The organism is Acinetobacter courvalinii (assembly GCF_014635545.1).
In the GTDB taxonomy this organism is placed as follows: domain Bacteria; phylum Pseudomonadota; class Gammaproteobacteria; order Pseudomonadales; family Moraxellaceae; genus Acinetobacter; species Acinetobacter courvalinii.
In genome coordinates this window covers 101,756-124,159 of record NZ_BMDA01000004.1, presented here as the reverse complement: position 1 = coordinate 124,159, position 22,404 = coordinate 101,756, and the positions used below count along the sequence as shown (strand labels likewise).

The following is a 22,404-nucleotide window of genomic DNA, read 5'->3' as shown; positions in this document are numbered from 1 at the left end:
TAAATGTGTATTAAAAACTATTAACAATATAAGGAGATAGATCGGATATACTGCTGAAAATATCTCAATCATAGACCTTGTCGTCAAAATTGCCTATATGAATGAAAATGAACTTCTAGAAATTCAACAAGAACTTCAGGCCCAAGAAAAACGCTTGAAGTACATTGTTTCAAGTAAAAGAAGAATCCAGAATATGATTCTGTCTTTTGAAAAGGATTTGGCTGAACAGTTAATTCCGGTTATTGATCACATCAGTGATGATAAAGCGCCGGTTGAAAGCAGTTTAGCGCTGACCATTTGCTGGAAATTTTCGAAAGCCGAGTTTCCTAAAACTGAACATTGGTGCAGCGAACTGAGCATTACTGACCTTGAAATCAAAGATCAATTTACTGTGGTGTTAAAAGCACAGGCATGGTTAGGGACATTGGGCAGTGATGAGCTTTGGCAAACGCCGATGTTTGCTGAGATTACCCTTGATCCGAAAACGGATGGCTTAAAGAGCTATTTCATCCATTTCCTGTCTAAAGGAAAAGTCATTTCGTTAAGAAAGAACTCCAAGCACAGCATCACAGTCAAGCAAATGCAAAGTATGTAATCCTTCGGGATGCATACTTTTCTAAAATAGATGTTCAATCAAAGTAATTCATTAGTATTTACTTAACAGTCTTTCGATCCAATTCGTAGTAATAAAGCCTAATATTAATGGAAATAACATAAATACAAATGAGAGGATTAAAGTTGTAAATATAGTCAAATCCAAGCTCTGAAAACTTAAGAAAACAACACTACTCATAACATAACCCAAAAATAGAAGACCTAAACCTTTAAGTATTTGAGAGATATCTACAATTTTTTTAGAGTGCCGTAAAAAATAATAACTAATAAAATAAAGAAAGCTATGCCAACCAATTAAAACTGGCGTGAACATGATGATTGCAGCAACGCCTCTAAGAGCCCCATTAGAAAGTTCTTGAGGTGAAAACGTCTGCTCATAAATCAAAAATCCCCAAACAAAAAACACGATACTGAGCGTTGCAACTGTGCCCGAAATCACTGAACGGATACACCACCAGACAAAAGAAGTCTGTTCGCCATGATAATTTTTCATCTATTTCTCTTTTTATTTAATATAAATATTAATTGCTTACACAAATACATGACAAAACAAGCCTGTAAAATTTATTATAAGATAAATTCAGATAATCGTCTTCAAATAAGATCACAAATAGCAAGTATATCCAATCTAACAACTCAATTTACATGACCTATAGAACAAGATCATAGATGATGAAAAATAAAGTCCATCCAGAAGTAATATTGTTAATTCTAGAGCAAATGAAGTCTGTATAAAGCCGTCAAAATTGCCTCCGAACCTAGCTTGAAAAGATTTCACTGAATCCCTTGTGCAAGTCGGGGTCAAGTCATGTAAAATCATCTGCCTTGCAAATACGAATGAGAGAACAATATCCGTGCGTAAAATTTTAGTCACCAATGCCCTACCTTATGCCAATGGTCCTATCCATATGGGTCACTTACTCGGTTATATCCAAGCAGATATTTGGGTTCGTGCGATGCGTGCAATGGGCCATGATGTGACTTATGTATGTGCGGATGATGCTCACGGTACCGCGATCATGCTGCGTGCTGAAGCCAATGGCATTAGCCCGGAACAGCAAATTGCCAATGTTCAGAAAGAACATATCCGTGACTTTGATGGTTTTGGCGTACATTTCGATCACTATGATTCAACCAACAGTGATGAAAACAAAGCGCGTTCAGAAGAGATTTATATTAAAAACCGTGAAGCAGGCAATATTGCAATTCGTCCGGTTACCCAGTTATTCGATCCTGAAAAAGGCATGTTCCTGTCTGACCGTTTCATTAAAGGCACATGCCCGAAATGTAAAGCGGAAGATCAATACGGCGATGCCTGTGAAGTGTGCGGTACAACGTATAATGCAATCGAATTAGAAAATCCTCGCTCAACCTTGAGCGGTGCAACTCCGATTGAGAAATCATCGGATCATTATTTCTTTAAACTTCCGAATTTCTCAGAATACTTACAGAAATGGACGCGTGATCAAGGTCGTCTGCCAGTTTCAATTGCCAATAAATTAGACGAATGGTTTGAAGCAGGTTTATCGGATTGGGATATTTCGCGTGATGCGCCTTATTTCGGTTTTGAAATTCCAGATGCGCCAAACAAATATTTCTACGTTTGGGTTGATGCACCAATTGGCTATATGTCAAGTTTTGAAAACTACATCAAAACCAAACGTCCAGATTTAAGCTTTGATGATTTCTGGAGAAAAGACAGCGATAAAGAAGTTTATCACTTCATCGGTAAAGACATTGTTTACTTCCATGCGCTGTTCTGGCCTGCAATGCTTGAAGGTGCGAACTACCGTACCCCATCAGGTTTATTCGTAAATGGTTTCTTGACCGTGAATGGTCAGAAGATGTCGAAATCTCGCGGTACCTTCATCAAAGCTGAAACCTATTTAGAACATTTAAATCCTGAATATTTACGTTACTACTTTGCATCTAAACTTTCTGACAAAGTTGAAGATTCAGATTTAAACTTGGATGACTTCGTTCAGAAAGTGAATTCTGACCTTGTCGGTAAAGTGGTGAATATTGCCAGCCGTTGTGCAAAATTCATTAACACCAACTTCAACAATACTTTGTCAGATACATGTACAGAGTCTGAACTGGTGCAAAGCTTTATTGATGCAGGCGATTCAATTGCGCAAGCCTATGAAGCACGTGAATTCTCAGCTGCAATCCGTGAAATCATGGCTTTGGCTGACCGTGCAAATCAGTACATCGATGAGAAAAAACCGTGGGCACTTGCCAAGCAAGAAGGTCAGGAACAACAAGTTCATGATGTATGTTCGGTGGGTATTAACCTATTCCGTCAACTTGCGATTTACTTGGCGCCAGTCTTACCAACACTTGCTGCACAGGTTCAAGCCTTCTTACAACTTGAAAGCTTTGACTTTGCATCACGTCAGCAGATTTTGCTTGGTCACGAAATTGCTCAATTCCAACCATTGATGCAACGTGTTGATGCCAAAGCTGTGGCTGCAATGGTGGATGCATCTAAAGATTCTTTAGCTGCGGCGGCAGAAGCGCCAAAAGCTGAGAAGAAAAAAGAAAAGAAAGCCGAGAAGAAGCCTGAGCCTAAAGTAGGTGAAGCTGACATCATTGGTATTGAAGACTTTATGAAGGTTGACCTTCGTGTGGCAAGAGTATTGGAAGCTGCGACTGTTGAAGGTTCTGATAAATTGCTGCAATTGACTTTAGATGTAGGTGAAGCTGAACCGCGTAATGTGTTTAGCGGTATTCGTGAGTTTTATCAGCCAGAAGACCTAAAAGACAAATTGGTGGTGATGGTGGCTAACCTCGCACCGCGTAAAATGCGTTTTGGTATCTCAAATGGTATGGTACTTGCCGCTGGTAATGGCGAAGGTGTTTGGGTGATTTCACCTGAAACTGGCGCTAAACCAGGCGATAAAGTGTCTTAATCCATAAAGTATCAAGGGCTTCTTCGGAAGCCTTTTTATATTATTTTTAAATAAATCAAATAAAGCTCAAAATGAATAAAAACAACTCAGAAACAACCACATTTACACGTTATGGTTCAACTATTGGAACATTTATCATTGTAATCAGTTTCCATATCTTGATTTATCTAGACCATCCAATCCGTTTTTTACAAAGTCTAATCACACCCAGTATAGTTATTCCTATGCTTTGCTTAATGTTAATTGCGATCGCAGTCGGATATGTTGTTGGCTACATTCCTGCCTATATTACAGGTGAGTTATTTTTACATCTATTCAAAGATAAGTTAGTAAATGCAAATCTGTACCAAGCCATCGCTTACGGTTGTTTTACCAGTTTATTATGGGCACCTCTTTTATTGCTACTTTCACAATTTTCTCACGAATGGTTGCTGACTTTTTTATATCTACAATTTGTTTTAATCCTGCCAATTACGACTATTTGTGCCGTTATTGAATGGAAAAAATCAAAATAATAGTTAATACTTTTAATCAAATAAATTCTCTCAAACTAGATACAGGCTGTACCTTTCTTCCAACCCAAGCGTAACTACAAACAATAAAGCAATCGGAGATTATAGTATTTCTTCGATAATGATTATTCCCTTTTAAAGAATAGATATCCGTGCTAAAAAGTAGACAATTCAACTAAACTTGAGAATATCTATAAATGAAAAAAACAGCCCTACTTCTTTCTATCTCATTCTTGAACAGCATCCCTTTACTGAGCCATGCAGAAACAAGCAAAACCCTGCCGATCATTGAACAACAAAAACAGGTAGCAGGCTTCTATCAACACCAAGTGGGTGATGTGCAAATCACTGCCCTGCTCGATGGCACTAACTTTATGTCACCAAGCCTGTTTAAAGATATTTCACCGCAACAAGTACAACAGATTCTGAAAAAGTACTATGCAGACCAAGACAAAGGAGTGCAAACCTCCATCAATGCTTTCCTCGTCAATACAGGAAAATCGCTGGTACTCGTCGATAGCGGCGCAGCCAGTTGTTTTGGTCCACATTTAGGTTCTATCCTAAAAAATCTAATCGCTTCAGGTTACAAGCCAGAACAGGTCGATACCATTTTACTCACCCATTTACACCCTGATCATGTCTGTGGCATCAGTAAAGATGGCGTTGCCAATTTTCCCAATGCAACCGTGTATGTCTCGAATGATGAAGCCAATTACTGGTTAGATCCCAAACAAGCAGCCAAGCTTCCAAAAGACAAACAAGCGGGCTATGAAGCAACGGTGAAGCAAATTAAACAGGCGATTGCACCTTACCAAGCCAAACAACGCTTTAAAACTTATAAACTTGGTGATGACATTCAGGGTTTTAAAGTCATTAACACGGCGGGACATACTCCAGGCCACTTTAGTTATGAACTTAGAAGCAAAGGCGAAAGCGTGGTCTTTATTGGCGATATTGTGCATTCACATACCGTGCAATTTGATCAACCTAAAACTGCGATTGAATACGATATTGATCCGAAAAAAGCAGTGGCGACCCGTTTAAAACAGTTTGCTGATTTCGCCAAGAATGGACAAACCATTGCCGCACCACATTTACCTTTCCCGGGGATTGGGCATATTTATTCAGCAGATGGTAAGAGCTATCAATGGATGCCTATACATTTTAAAGATTAAGCTGAATACGCTGATTTTAGGCAATAAAAAGCGACCTTCGTGGTCGCTTTTTCTATGGCATTATTTCATGCCAAAAATCAGTTTTAATCCCAACAGCGTCATCACGCCACCTGCGATACGGTCAAACACGGATTTGGATTTTAAATAGACTTTGCGTGGCCCTTCTGCTGACAAGGCAACCGCCACCAGCGAATACCAACCTGCGTCAATAAAGAAGCACAACATCGGTAACACCACATAGTAGTAACTTGGGATATCTTTCGGTAATAAGGCCGTGAAAATACTGGCCAAGATAATGGCAATTTTCGGATTACTGAGCTGGGTAATCAGCCCTAAACGAAAGGCTTGTGCATAGCTCATCTGATTCACAGTACCATTGACTGCTTCCATTGGCTCTTTGGCATGCTTGATAATTTTATAGGCCAGCCAAAGCAAATACAGGCCGCCGAATACTTTTAAAGCGATATACGCAGAAGGCACTGCCAATAAAATTGCCTGTAAGCCCATGACTGCCAGCAAACCAAACAAGGCTGCACCCGTGCCTGTACCTAAAGCGGTAAATAGGCCATGTTTACGTGAAATCGCAATTGAATTCTTCGCCACATAAATAAATGTAGGGCCCGGGCTAATCGCCCCTAACATTAAGGCCAACGCAATTGAGCCTAAAATCAATAACGATTCCAAGATAACCTCTAGATTAGAATAATTTTCAAGCAATGATTTTACTTAAAAACGGGATCAAGGTGATAGATAAATTTTGAGTTGCCCTCTTATTTTTCACGCTTGAATACAATATTTTTGAGCCTATACCTTTTATATAAAACTTAAGCCCGACTCAAAACCAGATACATCACTTCACTACGAAATGAGCCATCGGCCTGAATCTGATAATATTGGCGTGTCTGATCGGAAACTTTGTGTTGTAAATGCCGTATGGTCTGGACTGCATATTCAGGCGTTTGCATCCGTTCCGTCCAGCTCTGTAATTCCAAATCTAAATGTTGTTTTTCAACAGTTTCTACGGTGAAACCCGCATATTCGGCAAAATGTGCCCATTCTCCCAAACTATAATTACGTACATGACTCGGATCGCGAATGCTTTCCATGGTCTGGAAGAAGGTATCCATGACGGGATTCGAGTGCCCTAAAATATCCACCATAATCACCTTGCCTTGTGGCGCCAATACACGGTGAATTTCCGCCATCGCCTGTACCACGTTCTGCCAGTGATGCGCTGAATAACGGCTAATGACGCAATCAAAACTTTGATCGGCAAAAGGCAAAGCCTCAGCAGCCCCTTGTACGGCCATGACATGATCAAAGCCCTTTTGCTGGGCCTGCTGAGCCACCAGTTCGACCATCGATGGCGTTAAGTCATAGGCAGTCACCTGCTCTACGAAAGGTGCAACTTGATAACTGACATGCCCACCGCCACAGCCCAAATCCAGTACTGTTTTAAATTGATGCGCCTGAATCAACTGCTGCATTTTCTGAAATTCAATCCCCTGCGCATGCACGCTACTGGTTAAATAGGCCTGAGATTTATTCTGATATTGCTGTTGATTGACTTGATGCTGGGTGCTCATATTCTTATCCTTGCTGTGTCTGATTCTCTTTACAATAGACAGCTACAATCAAAAATAAAAATGATCAATTTTAATCTTATTGATAAAAATAAGTTATTAATTTAATCCGATTAAACTTGCCGCGACATTGATCGCGACCGCCAGAATCACGGTATTAAAGATAAAGGCCAGTACACAATGAAAAATATTTAAGTGTCTGAGTGCGGAACTGGTAATCGACACATCTGCTGTCTGAGCCGAGGTACCAATGATGTAGCTGAAATAAATAAAATCCAGATAGTCGGGTTGATCTGTTTTAGGAAAGTCCAGTCCTGCTTCTTCATGACGGCTTTTGGCCAGATAATAGTCATGGGCATAGTGAATCGCAAATAAAGTATGCAGTAATAACCAGGTTGAAAATATCGTGCCGATGGTCAGTAGAATCAGTGCGCTTTTTAAAATAGGAAAATCTTTCGGCACATGACTGAGCTGTACCACAATTGAAATAAAACAGACCACAATCGCAATCAATACCACCGTGAGAATCACCCACTTGCCTTCATCCTGTTGCCGGGCACGTTTTAAAATGTGTGTTGCATCTAGATGCCACATCATTTTCAGGGTCAGAAACAAATACAGCCAAATAGCAATATTCCAGCCTAACTGTAAACAGGTGGCCCATTTCCAGTCGGTAAAAAAGTGCAATGCCGCATAGATCAGCAACCCCAGACTAAAAGTTGCGGACAGGTAGGGACGATGTTTTATCCCTCTCGCAAAACCCTGTACAAATCCTTGCATGCTTCACCTGATTGTATTTTTATTCATGATTCATTTCACTTTATTTTTTAACACTGTATGCACTTGGAAAAATATCTTCTACGATGGATTTTACCGAAAATAAACAAAATAAATTTTCGCTACATATTTACTTCGGACAAAAATGTCCGTTTAATTCACATTATATCTTCCACGAGTCTTGGTCATGGCAAAACGTCAGCAATTGGCGGCTCACAATCGTGATGAACTCCTCAACGCCGCAGAGGAAATTTTCCGCAAGCAAGGGGTTCATGTGCCTTTACAGGCCATCATTGATCATGCCGGTGTGGGACGGGCAACTTTTTATCGTAATTTTGCTGATCGTAAGGCCTTGATTGCAGCTTTGCTGGAACGGGCTATCACGCGTCTGGAGCAGAAGGCCAAAGAATTACGGGTCTTTAATGATGGCTTTATCCGTTTAATCGAAGGTCATATCGAACAGATTCCACAGCTGGTGGTGCTGATTGATTACTGGCGCATCATTGATCGCCAAGACCCAATCATGCTAAACATTTATGAACGACGCGATAAAGCATTACAACCGCTGATTGATCAGGCGATCCAACACCAGTTATGTCGTGCTGATCTTACCCCTCAAGATTTTGGTATGATCACCGCGATTTTGGGGTCCTCCTTTCAGGGACATCAGGCGAGCGACCAGCTACGGCTGGCGAAACGTGCAATAGAATTATTATTAAACGGCATTAAAGTGTAGTTCGAGGAAGAATATGGATAAAAACCCTCGCTATCTAGAGACTCCTCCGGATTGGTCTGCAGACGAGCGTCCAACCTTACCGGGCTCGCCTGCAGCAATTGCACATGCTCGCCCGAAACGTTTCGCCTACTTTGTTATTGGCCTGCTGATCTGTATTGCTGCCAGTCTCAGTAATGGCTTTATTGTTGCCAATTTACCGATTTTTCAGGGGGAATATGGATTAACCGCTTCACAAGCGGCCTGGCTCCCTGCGGCCTATGTCATGGCTAATGTCAGTTCAAACCTGATCCTGTTTAAGGCCCGTCAGCAATATGGCCTGCGCCTGTTTTCAGAAATCGGGTTACTGGTTTTTATTGGCGTACTGATTCTGCACATCTTTGTCAAAACCTATGAAATGGCGCTCTTTGTCCGTTTCATTGCGGGTCTGGCCGCAGCTCCCCTCAGCTCGCTCGGCATGTATTACACCATGCAGGCCTTTGGCAAGGCCGATATGGCCAAAGGCATTTATCTGGCTTTTGGCTTTCAGCAATTGGGATTGCCATTGGCCTGGATTATTTCACCGTTCCTCCTCAGTGCAAACCAGTGGGATGTGATTTATACCTTTGAGCTGGGTCTAGCCATTTGCTGTTTTGCCATGGTGGTATCGCTCAAATTGCCACGCAGCTTGCGTCTGGAAGTGTTTGAGAAGCAGGACTTCTTTACCTTTGCCCTGTTGGCACCCGGCTTTGCCTGTCTGTGTATCGTGCTCACCCAAGGACCAATTCTATGGTGGTTCGATAGTCCGTGGCTGGCTTATACCTTGATCGTTGGCTTCTGTCTGATTGTGTTGGGTCTCACCTACGAACATTACCGGACCAATCCTCTAATCATGACCCGTTGGCTGGCGGCGGGTGATTTACTCAGTTTTGTGGTCAGTGCTTTTGCATTACGCCTGCTGATGTCAGAGCAAAGTTATGCGGCCGTGAATTTCCTGAAGACCATGGGCATGGGGCCAGACCAGTTCGTGCCGTTATATGTGGTGATCTTTTGCGGAACCATTGCTGGTTCGGTTTTTAGTGCCCTGACCTTCCACCGTGAACGATTAATTTTAAATTTATTCCTTGCTGAAATCCTGATTCTGATTGCCTGTGCACTGGATTATCACCTGACCAGTGATGTACGCCCGGCCAATTTCTATCGTAGTCAGTTTTTAGTGAGCTTTGCCGGTGGCGTCTTTATTGGGCCACTGCTGCTGATGGGCTTTATGCGGACCTTGCAACGTGGGCCGCAATATGTGGTGACCTTTATTGTCCTGTTCTCAGCGACGCAAAACTTTGGTGGTCTGGTCGGTTCATCATTTTTTAATACCTACCAGCAACACCATACCTATGATTATAAAGTCGAGATCAACAGCAATCTTGACCCGACCGACCCATTGGTGGCCCAACGCCTACAGGCTTATCAGCGCAGTGCCATGGCGAGTACCAATGATCCGGTCATGCAAAATAATCAGGCCTTGCAAAACCTGAACAAAGTGGTAACCCGCGAAGCACAGGTTCGCGCCTATAACGATGTGATTGTCTTAAATGGCATTTTTGCTGTGGTTTTACTGCTATGGGGCTTATTTAAATATGTGCGTAACAAGTACATGACCCGAAAAAATCTGCAAGCAGCCAGTTAACCCTGATGGTATTTGATTGAGAAAACATTATGTCTGAACAAGATAAACCAGAAAACACCAATGCTCAGAACAACGGGCAAAACCAGACGGTTCCAGCTGAAAAGGCGCCAGAAGCGGTAGCTCAAATGCCACCGCCTCCTCCACCGCCAACCAGTAAGCTGATCAAGACCAAGCGTTCAACCTTATGGTGGATGCTGCTGGTGCTTATTGTCGGGATCACGATTATTTTATGGGCATGGCGAATCGGGCCATTTCACACGGCGATTGAACAGACCGACAACAGCTATGTGAAAGGTAAAACCACCATTCTTTCCTCACAGATTAATGGTTACATCAAGGATGTGCTGGTCAAGGACTTTGATCATGTCAAACAGGGTCAGGTACTCATGCATATTGATGCAACCACCTATGACCAGAAAGTGACTCAAGCTGTCTCTGGTGTAGAGCAGGCGCAAAATAGCCTGGCCAACCAGACGCAGGCCATTGCCCAGCGTCAGGCCGATGTGGTTGCGGCGCAGGCCAAAATGGATCAGGTCAAGGCACAATACGATTTATCCGTTGCGCAACTCAAACGCTACCAACAACTTGGCGATAGTGGTGCGGCATCAAAATCAGAGCAGGATAAAGCAGCAGCCGATGCACAAAATAACCTTGCCTTGCTGAAACAGGCCCAAGCCAACATTCAGGTCGCGCAAGAAGCCTTAAAAACAGCGCAAGTGGCCCAAGCCGGCTTAAAGGCTCAGGTCAATAGTGCACAGGCACAATTGGATCAGGCCAATACCACCAAGGATTACAGTACCATTGTGGCACCGCTGGATGGTCAACTCGGCGAAGTCAATCCTCGCGTGGGCCAGTACGTTGCTGCGGGTACACAATTGCTGTATTTAATTCCGCAACAAACCTGGGTGATTGCCAACTTTAAAGAAACCCAAATTGCCAATATGAAAATTGGTCAAAAAGCCTCTTTCACGGTAGACGCCCTGAATCATCAGAAGTTTACTGGGCAAGTCGAACAGATCTCGCCTGCAGCTGGCTCAGAATTCAGTGTGTTGAAGCCTGACAATGCGACAGGTAATTTCACCAAGGTGGTACAACGTATTGCGGTGCGGATCACCGTAGATCCGAATCAGCAAGGCATAGAAAATTTACGTCCCGGGATGTCGGTGATTACTTCGGTAGATACCAGTTCCTAAACGATACTGACATTCTCAATCAAATCCATTTACAATGTGGTCAAATTTATTTCTCTTGTTCGAAAATGTTTGATCACATCGCTTTCCCCACTCCCTATCAAACATTAGTGCTTCCCGGTACGGTCCAACTGACCATTAAGCGTCTGGACCAGATTCATCCCTACATTTCAGGCAATAAGTTTTTTAAGCTCAAATACAACCTGCTTGCCGCACGGCAACAAGGTTTGACACAAGTACTGACCTTTGGCGGTGCATTCTCCAACCACATTGCAGCAACCGCTTATGCTGCCCAGCACTTCGGTTTGCAAAGTATTGGCATGATTCGGGGTGAAGAGTTGGCTTCGCAAGCCTTAAACCCTACCTTACAAACCGCACAAGATTTGGGTATGCATCTGCATTTTGTGAGTCGGGCCGAATATCGGCTGCGCCATGAAGCCGCGTATTTACATCAATTACAACAGCGCTATCCGCAAGCATTGATTATTCCTGAAGGAGGCAGCAATGCACTGGCGCTACAAGGAACACAGGAAATCTTAACTGAAGATGACCGCGAAAATTATGATGTGATTTGCTGTGCAGTCGGCACCGGTGGAACCATTGCCGGGCTGATCGAAAGCAGTTCCGATCGACAGCATGTGCTGGGCTTTTCTGCCTTAAAAGGGGATTTTCTGAAACAAGACATTCAACAATGGACCAATAAACAGAACTGGTCTTTAACTGATGCCTATAGTTGTGGTGGCTATGCCAAAACCAGTCCAGCACTCCTGCACTTTATGCAACAGTTTGAACAGCAATACCGAATTCCTTTGGAACAGGTCTATACCGCCAAAATGATGATGGGTCTGTTTGACCTGATTCAAAGGCAGCATTTCCCAGAACATACCCGTATTCTGGCGATTCACACAGGGGGGTTACAAGGAAAGTTGAAAACATACTAAAAGCTGCATAAATCTTTTATAATTGCCCGCTTTTCCGCTCTTGAGTATTTCTCCCATGATTCATCAAGTTGATGTTGTTGTTTTAGGTGCAGGTGCATCAGGCTTGATGTTGGCTGCAGAAGCAGGCAAACGTGGGCGCTCGGTTGCTGTGCTGGAAAAAGCCAATAAAGTCGGTAAGAAGATTTTGATGTCTGGTGGCGGTAAATGCAACTTTACCAATCTGGAGGTCGAACCTGCGAACTATCTTTCTGAAAATCCGCATTTCGTCATTTCTGCCCTGACCCGTTATACCAACTGGGATTTTATTGGTCTGGTATGCGAATACGGGATTGAATATGAAGAACGCAAACACGGTCAGCTGTTTACCTTGAAAGGATCAAAAGAAATCCTGGAACTGTTACTGGCAGAATGTGCGAAAGCCAAGCGTGTACAGATTCAGACACATTGCGAAGTCCTGCAAGTCAAGGCTCAAGCAGTGTCTGGTTTTAGCATTGAAACCAGTCAAGGGACTTATCAGTGTGAATCGCTAGTGGTTGCCACAGGCGGCTTGTCTATCCCAACTTTAGGCGGTTCAGGCTTTGGCTATGAGCTGGCACAGCAGTTCGGGCATCATGTTTACCCGACCCGTGCAGGTCTGGTTCCGTTTACCTTTTCTGACCAGTTTAAAGAAGTAACGACACGTCTAAGTGGTAATGCGCTGGATGCAACGCTAATGAATGAACGTCATCAATTCACCGAAGCCTTACTGTTTACCCATCGCGGACTTAGCGGCCCAAGTTCCTTGCAACTTTCCAACTACTGGCATGTCGGTGAAAGCTTTAAAATTGATTTCTTCCCAAGTCAGGACTTTGCTGAATTTTTCAAGGACAAGAAAAAATCTCAACCGAAGGTGCTGCTACGGACCCTACTTAGTGAATTTACCGCCAAAAGTATCGTACTTGAATTGCAGCAATTGATCTGGGCAGAGCAAAGTGAAACTGCGATTGGCAATATCAGCGACCTGCAACTGGAACAGATTGCAGCACAACTCCATGCCTTCTCGGTTAAACCTTCTGGAACCGAAGGTTATCGCACCGCAGAGGTAACGCTTGGTGGTGTCGACACCAGCGAAGTTTCATCCAAAACCATGGAAAGTAAAAAACAAAAAGGTCTCTATTTTATTGGCGAAGTACTGGATGTGACCGGACACTTGGGCGGTTATAACTTCCAGTGGGCATGGTCATCTGCACAGGCAGCAGCCCAATTCGTTTAAATAGGGTTTTGACGCAAACCACCTGCTTTTTCAGATGAAACCATACTTAATGTTGTTCATCTGAAGAATTAGCGGCTTCTGACGAAGGCATTTTCTGTGTTTTTTGCATTGACTTGTCTTTGCTTGGGCTTGATTTCGCCACCACAAATTTGTAGGCACTCGCCAAAAAACCGACAGTAATACCTGCAATAATAACTGGTGCAAATACACGATTTGGCCTCTTCATTCTGTTCTCCTATCGACTTTTTATTGAGAGACTAGGGCGACTTGCTCTATAAATGAATTGCTTTTTAGGCCAAATTTTACTTCGACCACCTCAAATGCCCCATCCATACTTTCGACATCACTCAGGATTTAGGTCATTTCCCGTTCGGCGATATTAAGAAGCTTATGTCTTAATATTGCTGATCTGGTTATAACCAAAGGCCTTCCTACTCATAAAAAACAAAACGACCACCCTGCTTAGAGTGGTCGAATTGCTAAAAAAAATCAAAGATTATTTTTTACGACTCATCCGAATATGGTGGAGTCGGTGGAGTTGAGTTATCTGGAGTATTTGGTGACACTGGTGTTGGGCTCACTGGATTCGTTGGTGAGGTAGGTGTCGGACTCACAGGATTCGTTGATGAAGCAGGTGTTGGACTCACAGGATTAACTGGAGACACTGGCGTTGGAGTCATAACATTGTTTGATCCAGCATCATCTTTGTGCAATGGGTTCGGTTGCTTCCCTTCTGTTTTTGCCTTGTCTAATAAATCACTTAACAGACGCTCTGCTGGCTGGCGACCACCTAAACCGAACGCCAGAGCAAATGCGACAGCAACTGCACCCAGGGTTAAACCAAATGCAAGATTGACGATAGAATCGGCAATACCCATTGCTCTTAAGCCCATCGCAATCACAAGGCCCATAATTAAGACACGGACCAGATTACCTAACCAGCGTGAACTATTATATTCGCCGCGCTGAACCACATTGGCAACCACATTCGCCAGCCAGAAGCCAATCACCAGAATTACCGCACCCAGCAGGATACTTGCACCGAACTGGATGAACATGGCAATCAGCACACTCACCTGTTCCAGACCCAAACGGTCCGCCGCTTCTGACACCGCAAACAGCATGGTGAAGAAAACGATCAGATAACCGACAATGTCAGAAACACGTGTTTGACCTAGAAAACGCTGTAGATCGAGTTTCGCCGGGATTTCATCAACGCCTGCACCTGAAATCAGTTCAGCCACCAAGCGTCCAACAAAACGTGAAACGATATAAGCCACGATTAGAATCAGGCCTGCTGCAATAATTTGTGGAATTGCATGCATGATTTCATTCAGCATCGAGGTTGCCGGTTGCGAAATCGCCTCAATACCCAATGCTTCAAATGCCACAATTAAAGTGGTAATAATAATGACCGCAAAAACAAACGATCCTAAAAATTTCGAGACATTTGAATTTTTAAATAGACCGACTTTTTCAGCCTGAGCCTGTAAACCGAAGCTATTACTGAGACCTTCCACAATGCCACGGACAATCTTCGCAAGAATATATCCGACAAAGATAATCACACCTGTAATAAACAGATTCGGTAAATAAGCCACTGCTTCATTGACCATGTTCTGTACAGGAATCAGTAGACCTGTTAAACCCAGAATTGACAGTACAATCGGCAAGAACAGTAATAAAACCAACCAGTAGAAAATTTCGGCAATATTGCTGCTCAGTGAACTGACACCCACCTCGCCACTAAGTTTCTCATCCAGCTGGGTTCTTGCCAGAACATTGGTCAAGCCTGCACGTACCAGACGGGCAACGATCCAGCCGATAAAGCCGACTGCAACTGCAGCAAACAGATTCGGGATAAAGGCCAGAATACGCCCGACCATATTGCTGAATGGATCACTTACACCACTAATATTTAAAACATTTAATGCACCCACGACCGCCAGAATCATGATAAACCAGAACACCAGCTTGGAAATAAGATTCTCAATATTTGGGGTACGGCCAGTTGCAGACGACAATTTATGATTGGTATCAAGTTTTTGCAGTAATTTTTTCACGCCGGCAGCAATCAGCAAGGCGATAATCCAGCCCACCAGCAGAATCACGATTGCAGCTAAAATAGGGTGAAATTGATCCCAATAATACATTGCGTCAAATCCTCCACGGTTGGAGGGGTCATTAAAAAAATCATTCATGTTGTTATCCTTATGTTGTGTTTTTCAGTTTTGGTCTAAACCACCCATGCTTGCTCTATGAACTAAGAACATGATTTATGGATGCTTCCACCTTAATTTTTGTCTATTTTCCAATCAATAAATGGCAGCACTAATACAACAAAAAGTGCGCAAAATATTGCAAAAAAGCTCATTGATTCACACCAATGAGCTTTTTGAAGAATTAATTCTCGGTCTTAAAATATGCTTGTCTAAGCATTCAGAACTGCCGACTGCATTTGTGACAAGATCACTTGCGCAGTTGGATTGGCCGAATGGTCAGCAACCATATAAACAAGTAATGCAACCAGAAAGATTCCCACTAGAATCAAAATATAAACGGGTAATCTTCTCTTTTTGGTAACTTCTTCTTTGCTCGCCACATGGGGTTGTGGCTTACTAAAATCATGCATGATAGCAGCCCTCTTCCTTATTACTTTTCAATATTTATATTAGCAATCCCCTATGTAGCATTGTGTGAAGAAGCTTCGGACTATCGTTGCGCCAGTTGCAGAACTCTACTTTTTTTATTTTATTTTTTGTTTAAAATATAGTCGGCTTTAGCGGGCAACAAAAATAAGCTATACTATCCAGTCCCGTTTTTTAAATGTTTTGCTTTATGTTCTATAGCCAACAAAGCGTTTCTCTTGATTTGGACACTGATGTTACGCATCAATGTTTTTTACATCACACGCGCGATGAACATTTGATTGGCATTATTGAATTTAATAAGCCAAGCTATATCCTGAAATGGGGAGATCTGGAATATTTTCGTCGCCGTACAGAAGAGTTTTCGGTGATGCCCCTGCCTGACTGTATCAATGCCATGATCATTGATATTCGTAATGTACAGCCTTTCCTCGACAATGAAGTACCCATTTTACCCTGGCGCCTGCTTGAAGAAGATTGTCCAGTCCGTCTGGTCGTTCCCCAAGAACGCCTGGAGCACTATATCGGGTTATTTGAACCGACTTGGCTAACCACCGATGTAGACACCGCAATTCAGGAAATTCGTGAATTTATGGATATGTTTGTCCATTAATTTGGTATTTAATTTATGCTCTTATGGCTTTAGCTGCCTGCAAAAAACAATAATATCAACCCCACTGCCAAGCCATGTAGTCCCATAGCCCAATTTGTGAGAGATAAATCCAAGTTGGGCTGTTTCTGATAAACAACCCAAAGATACAGTGAACAAATAAAAAAGAATAAGCAATAAACAGCAAAAGCCAATAAAGTTAGCCCTAGCATGATATTCCGGCTTAAATCGCCCCAGCCTCCTGCATAAACCGTCGTGTAGCTATAAATGAGCAGCACAAGCATCAACAGCAGACCCACAAAAAAGCCATATAAGGTACTTTGCCTATTCTCTTTTTTTTATCTTGTTCTTCCATGCCATTGTTTTTCCTTATTATTGAGTAAGCTGGAATCACTCAATCCTTACTTTACCAATAATTCTCCACGGCAATATTGCCTTCACCACGGCGGTTCATAATCAGACCACGTTGCTTCAAGGCTTCCTTGGTATCTTCCACCATCTGCGGATTACCACATAACATCACATGACTACTTTCCCGGTTAAAAGAGAGTCCTGCTGCTTTTTCCAGTTCACCATTGCCAATCAAAACTGGTAAGCGATCATGTAAGGCTGCATTTGGATCACGGGTAATAATCGGAATAAACTTAAAGCCGGTATGCCCTTCACCAAAGAGTGCTGCAATCTCCTGAATACGCTCAACATAAGCCAACTCAGATTCAGTACGAACGCTGTAAACCAGATTGATCTGCTGATATTTATTCCATGTTTCAAAGTCTTGTAACATCGATAAGAACGGCGCTAGCCCCGTCCCGGTCCCCAACAACCATAAATCCTGTGGCAAAGGTTGCTGATAACGAGCCAGGGTTAAATAACCATAGGAGATCTTTTCCAGATACAGCTCATCACCCACTTTCAGATGTTGCAGATTTGAGGTAAATGCCCCATCAGGGACCACAATCGAAAAGAATTCTAGCGTTTCATCAAAGGGGGAAGACACCACAGAATAAGCACGGACCACCAATTCTTCATTCACCATTAAGCCAATCCGGGCAAACTGCCCTGCGGTGAACTTAAAATGAGCTGGACGGGTCATGGTAAAACTAAACAGATTGTCAGTCCAACGCTGTACAGATAAAACCTTTTCTACGCTAAATTTTTCAATTGACATGATTTGAACGTGGCACGAAACAGTAGGCTCATGTTAGCATGATCGAATAAATGATGGATACTCAAAACATTAAGGCTATTTAACATGCGCATGACTTTACGCCAGTTGGCTGTTTTCGTGGCGGTCGCTCAAGAGGGAACTGTAACCAAAGCGAGTGATGCTGTTCGTCTCACACAAAGTGCGGCAAGTATGGCCTTAGCAGATTTAGAAGATGGTCTGGGTGCACCACTGTTTGACCGTCTCGGGAAACGCCTACAACTCAATGATTTAGGCCGCTTTCTACTTCCTCAAGCCCTTGAAATTTTAGGTCGTTGCGATGCTTTTGAGCAGGCAGCCAAAGGTGAGTTGCAAAGCATTGATTTACGTCTCGGGGCGACACTCACCATCAGTGACTATTTAATGCCTGATTTGATGGCCGATTTCCTGCAACGTCATCCACAAGCACATCTGCAATTGCAAGTGGGTAATACCCGTCAAATGATCGAAGCGGTGAATCAGTTCCAGCTTGATCTGGCCTTAATTGAAGGTTCCTGTCATTTACCGCAACTGCAATGTATTCATTGGCGTAATGATGAACTGGCCGTGTGCTGTGCGCCGGAGCATCCGTTGGCACAACTCAACCGCCCGATTACACCGGCAGATTTTCATGAAGTGGAATGGATCTTGCGTGAAGAAGGTTCAGGCACACGTGAAGTATTTGATAATGCCATTTTACAAGATTTACCCGATGCCAATATCCGTTTAACCCTGGGCCATAACGAAGCAATTTTAAAAATCGTCGCCGGTGGTTTAGGCATGTCCTGTATCTCCAAACTGGCAATTGAACCGCTTCAGGAAAAAGGCCAGTTGGTGATTCTGGATACCCCTTATTGGGAATTAACCCGTCCGCTGTATATGCTGGTACATCGTCAGAAATATCAAGGTCCTGGCTTAAAAGCCTTTTTGCAATTCTGTGAAGCTCAGGTTTAGCTTTTTAAAAGAAAAAATGCTTCCAGTTGGAAGCATTTTTTATACAGTTCAATTTAGAAATCGAAGCTCACACCGAGTTTATAAGTACGGCCTGCGCCAACTGTAGTAAAGCCACTGGTAAACACACCATCCCAATATTTCTTATCAGCGACATTATCTACATTGGCACGGAAAGTTGTATTTACTCCACCCAGTTTAGTTGCGTACTTCGCACCTAAATCAACCAAGGTATAATCAGGTAATTTTAAATTATTGTTCGCAGTTAAATATTGGTCATCCACATAAGTCACAAATGCATTCACGCTTAAACCTTCCACATAGGGCAAGGTGTAATCTACACCAACGCCTGCGGTAATCTCTGGTGTACCCTCAATGGTATTGCCAGATATATCGACTCCGCCCGTTAAAAGTCCTTTCTTATATTCAGTATCAATATAGGCCAGATTACCGTAAACGATTAAGTCTTCCGTCACTTTACCAGAGAAACCGTACTCAACACCTTTTGATTCAGTCTTTGCACCATCCGTTGTGATTTGCTTAATATTGGCATTGTTCAGATCACGATAGCTTGTATCCGTCATCGTGCTCGGTTTTTTAATTTGATACAGCGCTAAAGTATGTAACCAATGGTCCCCTTGATATTTCGCACCAATTTCATATTGCTTACTTTCAAATGGAGCAAATGTTTTATTGTAATTTGCATCTGCCTCATTAGATACCGTTGCACCTCGAACCAGACCTTCCACATAACTCGCATAGAATGAAGTTTCTTCACCAAAAGGTTTGATAACAATGGCAGCACTTGGAGATAACTTATCATCTTTCAATTTGGTATTGGTGGTGAGCGCTTTTAAATTCATATCTTGATAACGCACACCTAAAATAAACTGTAATTTGTCATCTAGCATGGAAATCTGGTCACTCAGACTATAGCTGACATAAACATCATCTGCTGTCGGAACAATTTCTGGCCATGTATCAGGCATATGCCCTTCGCTACTTGGATTATAGATATTGGTCGGGAAATAAACTTCTTTTGCGCCACGACCTTTATGCTGGCTATATTTACGTTTCAGGTAATCAGTGCGAAATGCCAGCGTATGAGAAATATCACCGGTAAAAATCTGACCTTCCAAACCTGCATTAAAGGTGGTGTTATGTTCTTTTGAGCCTACACGATAATATTGTGCCAGTGCATCACCATTCGCGCCAACCAATGGACTGGTATTGCCCATACCCTGATGATTCATAGGATAGTCACCCACAATCATACGGGTACCAAATAAATGCCCACGGTATTCACGCTCATTGAATCCAGCGCCAGCAAATACTTTTAAATTCGGTAGTAGCTTATATTCTCCTGATAAGCCCAAATAATTAGCACTTTGCATACCTTCTAAATGTGGGAAATAATTCAGTTTTCCATCTGGTGCGGGTAAAACACGCCCTAAAGTCGCAAAAGAGATCATTGCTGGTGAACCACCATCACGCTTATCTCTTACCGAATAAGCATCAAAGTTAATTTTGGCCTGATCGGTCGTATAGTCGAGTGCCAGTACCGCAGCCGTATTTTCATCTTCTAGCCCGTCAACAATATGTTCACCTTGTCCATAAGTCGCACTGACACGCGCACCAAATTTGTTGTCTTCACCAAAACGGCGAGATACATCAAAACCTGATTTGTAATAACCACCATCTTCGTACATCGCAGAGACTTGGGTCAGATCCCGATCCGCACGTTTGGTTGTTGCCATCACGACTCCACCAATACTCCCGCCTGGTGCCATGCCTGCGATTAACGCATTGGGACCTTTCAATACACTGGCAGAACTTAAAATATCAGTCGGTGTACGACCACTTGGTGACATACCATAAGCACCATTAATGTTGGCATCTTCCCATGTCACCGCAAAGCCGCGAATCATAAAGTTTTCGTTTAAATGCCCACTGTTAGTCGTGGTACGAATACTTGGATCATTTTTAAGAATACCTGCGATCGAATCCGCCTGCTTATCCTTGATTGCCTGCTCGGTATAGGACTGGATACTGAATGGTGTATCCAATACAGCTTTCTCACCAAGGATGCCTAAACTGGCATCTTTTTTAAGCTTACCTGTTGCATCTGTTGCTTGTGAATCAGCCTTCACGACAATGGTGGGTAAAACCGTATTGTCTTCAGCAACGGCAAACATCGGTAATGCAATGAGAGATAAAAATAATAAATTCTTTTTCATGTAATCAGTCCCCGATAAAAATTTGATCACATTATATAAGAATAATTAACAAATGATAATAAAAACCATTAATAAAGTAATAACTATTTATCACTTTAACATTAAGAACCAATCTCTGAAATTTATCTCAGAGTCTAAAGAGCTACCTTAACAACTCTATGTTTATTATCATAATTTTAGTCTATTCAACAACATATGTTATTTAAACAGTACTCTCCATCACTGCCTATGCTCCGTATTTAACGTCCGAATTGACGTTCACAAGGAATACCGTCCCCATCACCATCCATTTTTGTATTAGGACAATTTCTTAAAAAGAACAGTGCTTCCTCATAAGAACCCATTTGGGAACAGTGCTCTCGTCCATCACACTGGAATTGGTTATTTGCTTTAGTGAATGATTCGTTCTGAACAGATTGGACATGACTAGGTTCGAGTGCCCTCGTGGTTTTTTCCGACAGCTTTACTTGCGGTAACTCACCAATTGCTTTGCGCTGTTGTTCTATAATTCTGCTTTGTTCCTCTGCCAATCGTGCGGCTTTAAGTTGTTTTGATTGCTGGTAGGACTGATATTTTTGAAAAACCAAAGCACTTAAGATTGCAATTATAATCAAGCCTGCAATGGTAAAGGTTAGCCCTTTGTTCGGCTGAGATCGACTACGGCCAGATAATGCGGATACGGACAATTTTTCATTTGCCGTGACTTCAGAAATAGAACGTGCTTCTTTTAAGTCCAGCCTGACAATATTGACTGCTTTAAATTTTCCACGTTCTTCAACCACTAGAAATTTAAGTCTTTCCCCAAGTTTCGGCTCACCCGTCTTCTTCGGAAAATCAGAAATATGAAAGAAAATATCGGATGTTCTTCCTTCTACCTGTATAAAACCGAAACCACGCTCAGCATTATATTTTTTAATTTTCCCCTCAAGGATCATGCTCTATACTCTATTTTTATATAAGCTCTATTTTAATAAAAAAGAGGCGCTAAAGCCTCTTTTCTCATCATATTTAAATGGATAACTGAACAAAGAAATAATAAATAAAGCGCAGTTAACGGCGGAAGTTTGACAATAATGCCGATGTAATCGAATTATTATGCTCTGCAATTTTTGTCTTCTTGGTTTTGGCAGGATTCGGATCAAGACGTTCAATCTTGGTCGCTTTGTACTTCCCGTCATTTTCAACCACGATAAATTTTACTTTTTCATTTCTTTTCGGCTCAGCATCCGCTGGATATTCGGAAATATGAAAAAATACATCCCCTTCAGAAGTCCCAATAAAACCAAAGCCTTTGTCTGGATTATATTGTTTAATTTTGCCTTGATAGAATTCTTGCTTCATGACATTTATCCTATTTTCTCAATGCGATGATGACAGTATATAAAAATAAAAAAGAGACTTTCAATCGATCCCCAAAACAGC

General features: G+C 42.4%; 23 protein-coding genes. 11 read left to right on the top strand and 12 right to left on the bottom strand.

What is annotated here, in order from left to right; genetic code table 11:
* Positions 1–97: 97 nt before the first annotated feature.
* The gene (locus tag IEV39_RS14540) at positions 98–595 is read left to right on the top strand and encodes a hypothetical protein (RefSeq protein WP_005283714.1); all 498 of its coding nucleotides are present in this window, start codon (positions 98–100) and stop codon (positions 593–595) included.
* 51 nt (positions 596–646) lie between these two features.
* On the opposite strand, the gene IEV39_RS14535 is transcribed toward IEV39_RS14540, so the two are convergent.
* Positions 647–1,108 carry a hypothetical protein gene (locus IEV39_RS14535; RefSeq protein WP_005283711.1) on the bottom strand — a complete coding sequence of 154 codons (462 nt, stop codon included), beginning with the start codon at positions 1,106–1,108 and terminating at the stop codon, positions 647–649.
* Between the two features lie 361 nt (positions 1,109–1,469).
* Here IEV39_RS14535 and metG point away from each other — a divergent pair, with 361 nt between their 5' ends.
* The 3 genes from metG to IEV39_RS14520 all read left to right on the top strand — a co-directional run bounded on the left by metG (position 1,470) and on the right by IEV39_RS14520 (position 5,214).
* Positions 1,470–3,527, top strand: a complete 2,058-nt coding sequence (metG, locus tag IEV39_RS14530; RefSeq protein WP_005283708.1) for a methionine--tRNA ligase — start codon at positions 1,470–1,472, stop codon at positions 3,525–3,527.
* A 71-nt stretch (positions 3,528–3,598) separates the two neighbouring features.
* Positions 3,599–4,042, top strand: coding sequence for a hypothetical protein (locus IEV39_RS14525; RefSeq protein ID WP_005283705.1), 444 nt, complete (start codon positions 3,599–3,601; stop codon positions 4,040–4,042).
* A gap of 194 nt (positions 4,043–4,236) precedes the next feature.
* Positions 4,237–5,214: an MBL fold metallo-hydrolase gene (locus tag IEV39_RS14520; protein WP_005283702.1), complete on the top strand. Its 978-nt coding sequence runs from the start codon at positions 4,237–4,239 to the stop codon at positions 5,212–5,214.
* 60 nt (positions 5,215–5,274) lie between these two features.
* On the opposite strand, the gene IEV39_RS14515 is transcribed toward IEV39_RS14520, so the two are convergent.
* From IEV39_RS14515 to IEV39_RS14505, 3 genes are all read right to left on the bottom strand, one after another.
* Positions 5,275–5,898, bottom strand: a complete 624-nt coding sequence (locus IEV39_RS14515; protein ID WP_005228946.1) for a LysE family translocator — start codon at positions 5,896–5,898, stop codon at positions 5,275–5,277.
* Between the two features lie 140 nt (positions 5,899–6,038).
* Positions 6,039–6,800 carry a class I SAM-dependent methyltransferase gene (locus IEV39_RS14510; RefSeq protein ID WP_005283699.1) on the bottom strand — a complete coding sequence of 254 codons (762 nt, stop codon included), beginning with the start codon at positions 6,798–6,800 and terminating at the stop codon, positions 6,039–6,041.
* Between the two features lie 96 nt (positions 6,801–6,896).
* A complete protein-coding gene (locus IEV39_RS14505) occupies positions 6,897–7,577 on the bottom strand; it encodes a DUF1345 domain-containing protein (RefSeq protein WP_005283696.1) in 681 nt (226 codons plus the stop codon).
* 184 nt (positions 7,578–7,761) lie between these two features.
* Between IEV39_RS14505 and IEV39_RS14500 the strand changes: the two genes are divergently transcribed.
* From IEV39_RS14500 to IEV39_RS14480, 5 genes are all read left to right on the top strand, one after another.
* A complete protein-coding gene (locus tag IEV39_RS14500; RefSeq protein WP_005228943.1) occupies positions 7,762–8,310 on the top strand; it encodes a TetR/AcrR family transcriptional regulator in 549 nt (182 codons plus the stop codon).
* Between the two features lie 13 nt (positions 8,311–8,323).
* Entirely contained in the window at positions 8,324–9,970 is a 1,647-nt protein-coding gene (locus IEV39_RS14495; RefSeq protein WP_005283693.1) for an MFS transporter, read from the top strand.
* A 125-nt stretch (positions 9,971–10,095) separates the two neighbouring features.
* A complete protein-coding gene (locus IEV39_RS14490) occupies positions 10,096–11,163 on the top strand; it encodes an HlyD family secretion protein (RefSeq protein ID WP_228131918.1) in 1,068 nt (355 codons plus the stop codon).
* Between the two features lie 65 nt (positions 11,164–11,228).
* A complete protein-coding gene (locus IEV39_RS14485) occupies positions 11,229–12,101 on the top strand; it encodes a 1-aminocyclopropane-1-carboxylate deaminase/D-cysteine desulfhydrase (RefSeq protein WP_005283687.1) in 873 nt (290 codons plus the stop codon).
* A 55-nt stretch (positions 12,102–12,156) separates the two neighbouring features.
* Positions 12,157–13,353: a BaiN/RdsA family NAD(P)/FAD-dependent oxidoreductase gene (locus IEV39_RS14480; protein WP_005283685.1), complete on the top strand. Its 1,197-nt coding sequence runs from the start codon at positions 12,157–12,159 to the stop codon at positions 13,351–13,353.
* 46 nt (positions 13,354–13,399) lie between these two features.
* Here the strand turns inward: IEV39_RS14480 and IEV39_RS14475 are convergent, their stop codons facing one another.
* The 3 genes from IEV39_RS14475 to IEV39_RS14465 all read right to left on the bottom strand — a co-directional run bounded on the left by IEV39_RS14475 (position 13,400) and on the right by IEV39_RS14465 (position 15,985).
* On the bottom strand, positions 13,400–13,579 hold the full coding sequence (locus IEV39_RS14475) for a hypothetical protein (protein WP_005228938.1): 180 nt from the start codon (positions 13,577–13,579) through the stop codon (positions 13,400–13,402).
* A 277-nt stretch (positions 13,580–13,856) separates the two neighbouring features.
* Positions 13,857–15,554, bottom strand: a complete 1,698-nt coding sequence (locus IEV39_RS14470) for a mechanosensitive ion channel (protein WP_005283682.1) — start codon at positions 15,552–15,554, stop codon at positions 13,857–13,859.
* Positions 15,555–15,784: 230 nt separating this feature from the next.
* Positions 15,785–15,985, bottom strand: coding sequence for a hypothetical protein (locus tag IEV39_RS14465; protein ID WP_005228936.1), 201 nt, complete (start codon positions 15,983–15,985; stop codon positions 15,785–15,787).
* A gap of 206 nt (positions 15,986–16,191) precedes the next feature.
* Here IEV39_RS14465 and IEV39_RS14460 point away from each other — a divergent pair, with 206 nt between their 5' ends.
* The gene (locus IEV39_RS14460) at positions 16,192–16,614 is read left to right on the top strand and encodes a hypothetical protein (protein WP_005283679.1); all 423 of its coding nucleotides are present in this window, start codon (positions 16,192–16,194) and stop codon (positions 16,612–16,614) included.
* A 29-nt stretch (positions 16,615–16,643) separates the two neighbouring features.
* Here IEV39_RS14460 and IEV39_RS14455 read toward each other — a convergent pair whose 3' ends face one another.
* Together IEV39_RS14455 and IEV39_RS14450 are read right to left on the bottom strand one after the other, a co-directional pair.
* On the bottom strand, positions 16,644–16,910 hold the full coding sequence (locus IEV39_RS14455) for a hypothetical protein (protein ID WP_227554526.1): 267 nt from the start codon (positions 16,908–16,910) through the stop codon (positions 16,644–16,646).
* A gap of 107 nt (positions 16,911–17,017) precedes the next feature.
* Entirely contained in the window at positions 17,018–17,779 is a 762-nt protein-coding gene (locus IEV39_RS14450) for a ferredoxin--NADP reductase (RefSeq protein WP_005283676.1), read from the bottom strand.
* Positions 17,780–17,863: 84 nt separating this feature from the next.
* On the opposite strand from IEV39_RS14450, the gene gigC reads away from it, so the two are divergent.
* On the top strand, positions 17,864–18,748 hold the full coding sequence (gene gigC / locus IEV39_RS14445) for a LysR family transcriptional regulator GigC (protein ID WP_005228933.1): 885 nt from the start codon (positions 17,864–17,866) through the stop codon (positions 18,746–18,748).
* A gap of 53 nt (positions 18,749–18,801) precedes the next feature.
* Here gigC and IEV39_RS14440 read toward each other — a convergent pair whose 3' ends face one another.
* The 3 genes from IEV39_RS14440 to IEV39_RS14430 all read right to left on the bottom strand — a co-directional run bounded on the left by IEV39_RS14440 (position 18,802) and on the right by IEV39_RS14430 (position 22,323).
* Entirely contained in the window at positions 18,802–20,982 is a 2,181-nt protein-coding gene (locus IEV39_RS14440) for a TonB-dependent receptor (RefSeq protein ID WP_005283673.1), read from the bottom strand.
* Positions 20,983–21,221: 239 nt separating this feature from the next.
* Positions 21,222–21,917: a cold shock domain-containing protein gene (locus IEV39_RS14435; protein WP_005283670.1), complete on the bottom strand. Its 696-nt coding sequence runs from the start codon at positions 21,915–21,917 to the stop codon at positions 21,222–21,224.
* A gap of 115 nt (positions 21,918–22,032) precedes the next feature.
* Positions 22,033–22,323 carry a cold shock domain-containing protein gene (locus IEV39_RS14430; RefSeq protein WP_005283667.1) on the bottom strand — a complete coding sequence of 97 codons (291 nt, stop codon included), beginning with the start codon at positions 22,321–22,323 and terminating at the stop codon, positions 22,033–22,035.
* Between the last annotated feature and the right edge of the window lie 81 nt (positions 22,324–22,404).

Coding starts and splice junctions, on each gene's coding strand:
- IEV39_RS14540 (WP_005283714.1), top strand. CDS start 98: ATGAATGAAAATGAACTTCTAGAAATTCAACAAGAACTTCAGGCCCAA.
- IEV39_RS14535 (WP_005283711.1), bottom strand. CDS start 1,108: ATGAAAAATTATCATGGCGAACAGACTTCTTTTGTCTGGTGGTGTATC.
- IEV39_RS14525 (WP_005283705.1), top strand. CDS start 3,599: ATGAATAAAAACAACTCAGAAACAACCACATTTACACGTTATGGTTCA.
- IEV39_RS14520 (WP_005283702.1), top strand. CDS start 4,237: ATGAAAAAAACAGCCCTACTTCTTTCTATCTCATTCTTGAACAGCATC.
- IEV39_RS14510 (WP_005283699.1), bottom strand. CDS start 6,800: ATGAGCACCCAGCATCAAGTCAATCAACAGCAATATCAGAATAAATCT.
- IEV39_RS14505 (WP_005283696.1), bottom strand. CDS start 7,577: ATGCAAGGATTTGTACAGGGTTTTGCGAGAGGGATAAAACATCGTCCC.
- IEV39_RS14500 (WP_005228943.1), top strand. CDS start 7,762: ATGGCAAAACGTCAGCAATTGGCGGCTCACAATCGTGATGAACTCCTC.
- IEV39_RS14495 (WP_005283693.1), top strand. CDS start 8,324: ATGGATAAAAACCCTCGCTATCTAGAGACTCCTCCGGATTGGTCTGCA.
- IEV39_RS14490 (WP_228131918.1), top strand. CDS start 10,096: ATGCCACCGCCTCCTCCACCGCCAACCAGTAAGCTGATCAAGACCAAG.
- IEV39_RS14485 (WP_005283687.1), top strand. CDS start 11,229: ATGTTTGATCACATCGCTTTCCCCACTCCCTATCAAACATTAGTGCTT.
- IEV39_RS14480 (WP_005283685.1), top strand. CDS start 12,157: ATGATTCATCAAGTTGATGTTGTTGTTTTAGGTGCAGGTGCATCAGGC.
- IEV39_RS14475 (WP_005228938.1), bottom strand. CDS start 13,579: ATGAAGAGGCCAAATCGTGTATTTGCACCAGTTATTATTGCAGGTATT.
- IEV39_RS14470 (WP_005283682.1), bottom strand. CDS start 15,554: ATGAATGATTTTTTTAATGACCCCTCCAACCGTGGAGGATTTGACGCA.
- IEV39_RS14465 (WP_005228936.1), bottom strand. CDS start 15,985: ATGCATGATTTTAGTAAGCCACAACCCCATGTGGCGAGCAAAGAAGAA.
- IEV39_RS14460 (WP_005283679.1), top strand. CDS start 16,192: ATGTTCTATAGCCAACAAAGCGTTTCTCTTGATTTGGACACTGATGTT.
- IEV39_RS14450 (WP_005283676.1), bottom strand. CDS start 17,779: ATGTCAATTGAAAAATTTAGCGTAGAAAAGGTTTTATCTGTACAGCGT.
- gigC (WP_005228933.1), top strand. CDS start 17,864: ATGCGCATGACTTTACGCCAGTTGGCTGTTTTCGTGGCGGTCGCTCAA.
- IEV39_RS14440 (WP_005283673.1), bottom strand. CDS start 20,982: ATGAAAAAGAATTTATTATTTTTATCTCTCATTGCATTACCGATGTTT.
- IEV39_RS14435 (WP_005283670.1), bottom strand. CDS start 21,917: ATGATCCTTGAGGGGAAAATTAAAAAATATAATGCTGAGCGTGGTTTC.
- IEV39_RS14430 (WP_005283667.1), bottom strand. CDS start 22,323: ATGAAGCAAGAATTCTATCAAGGCAAAATTAAACAATATAATCCAGAC.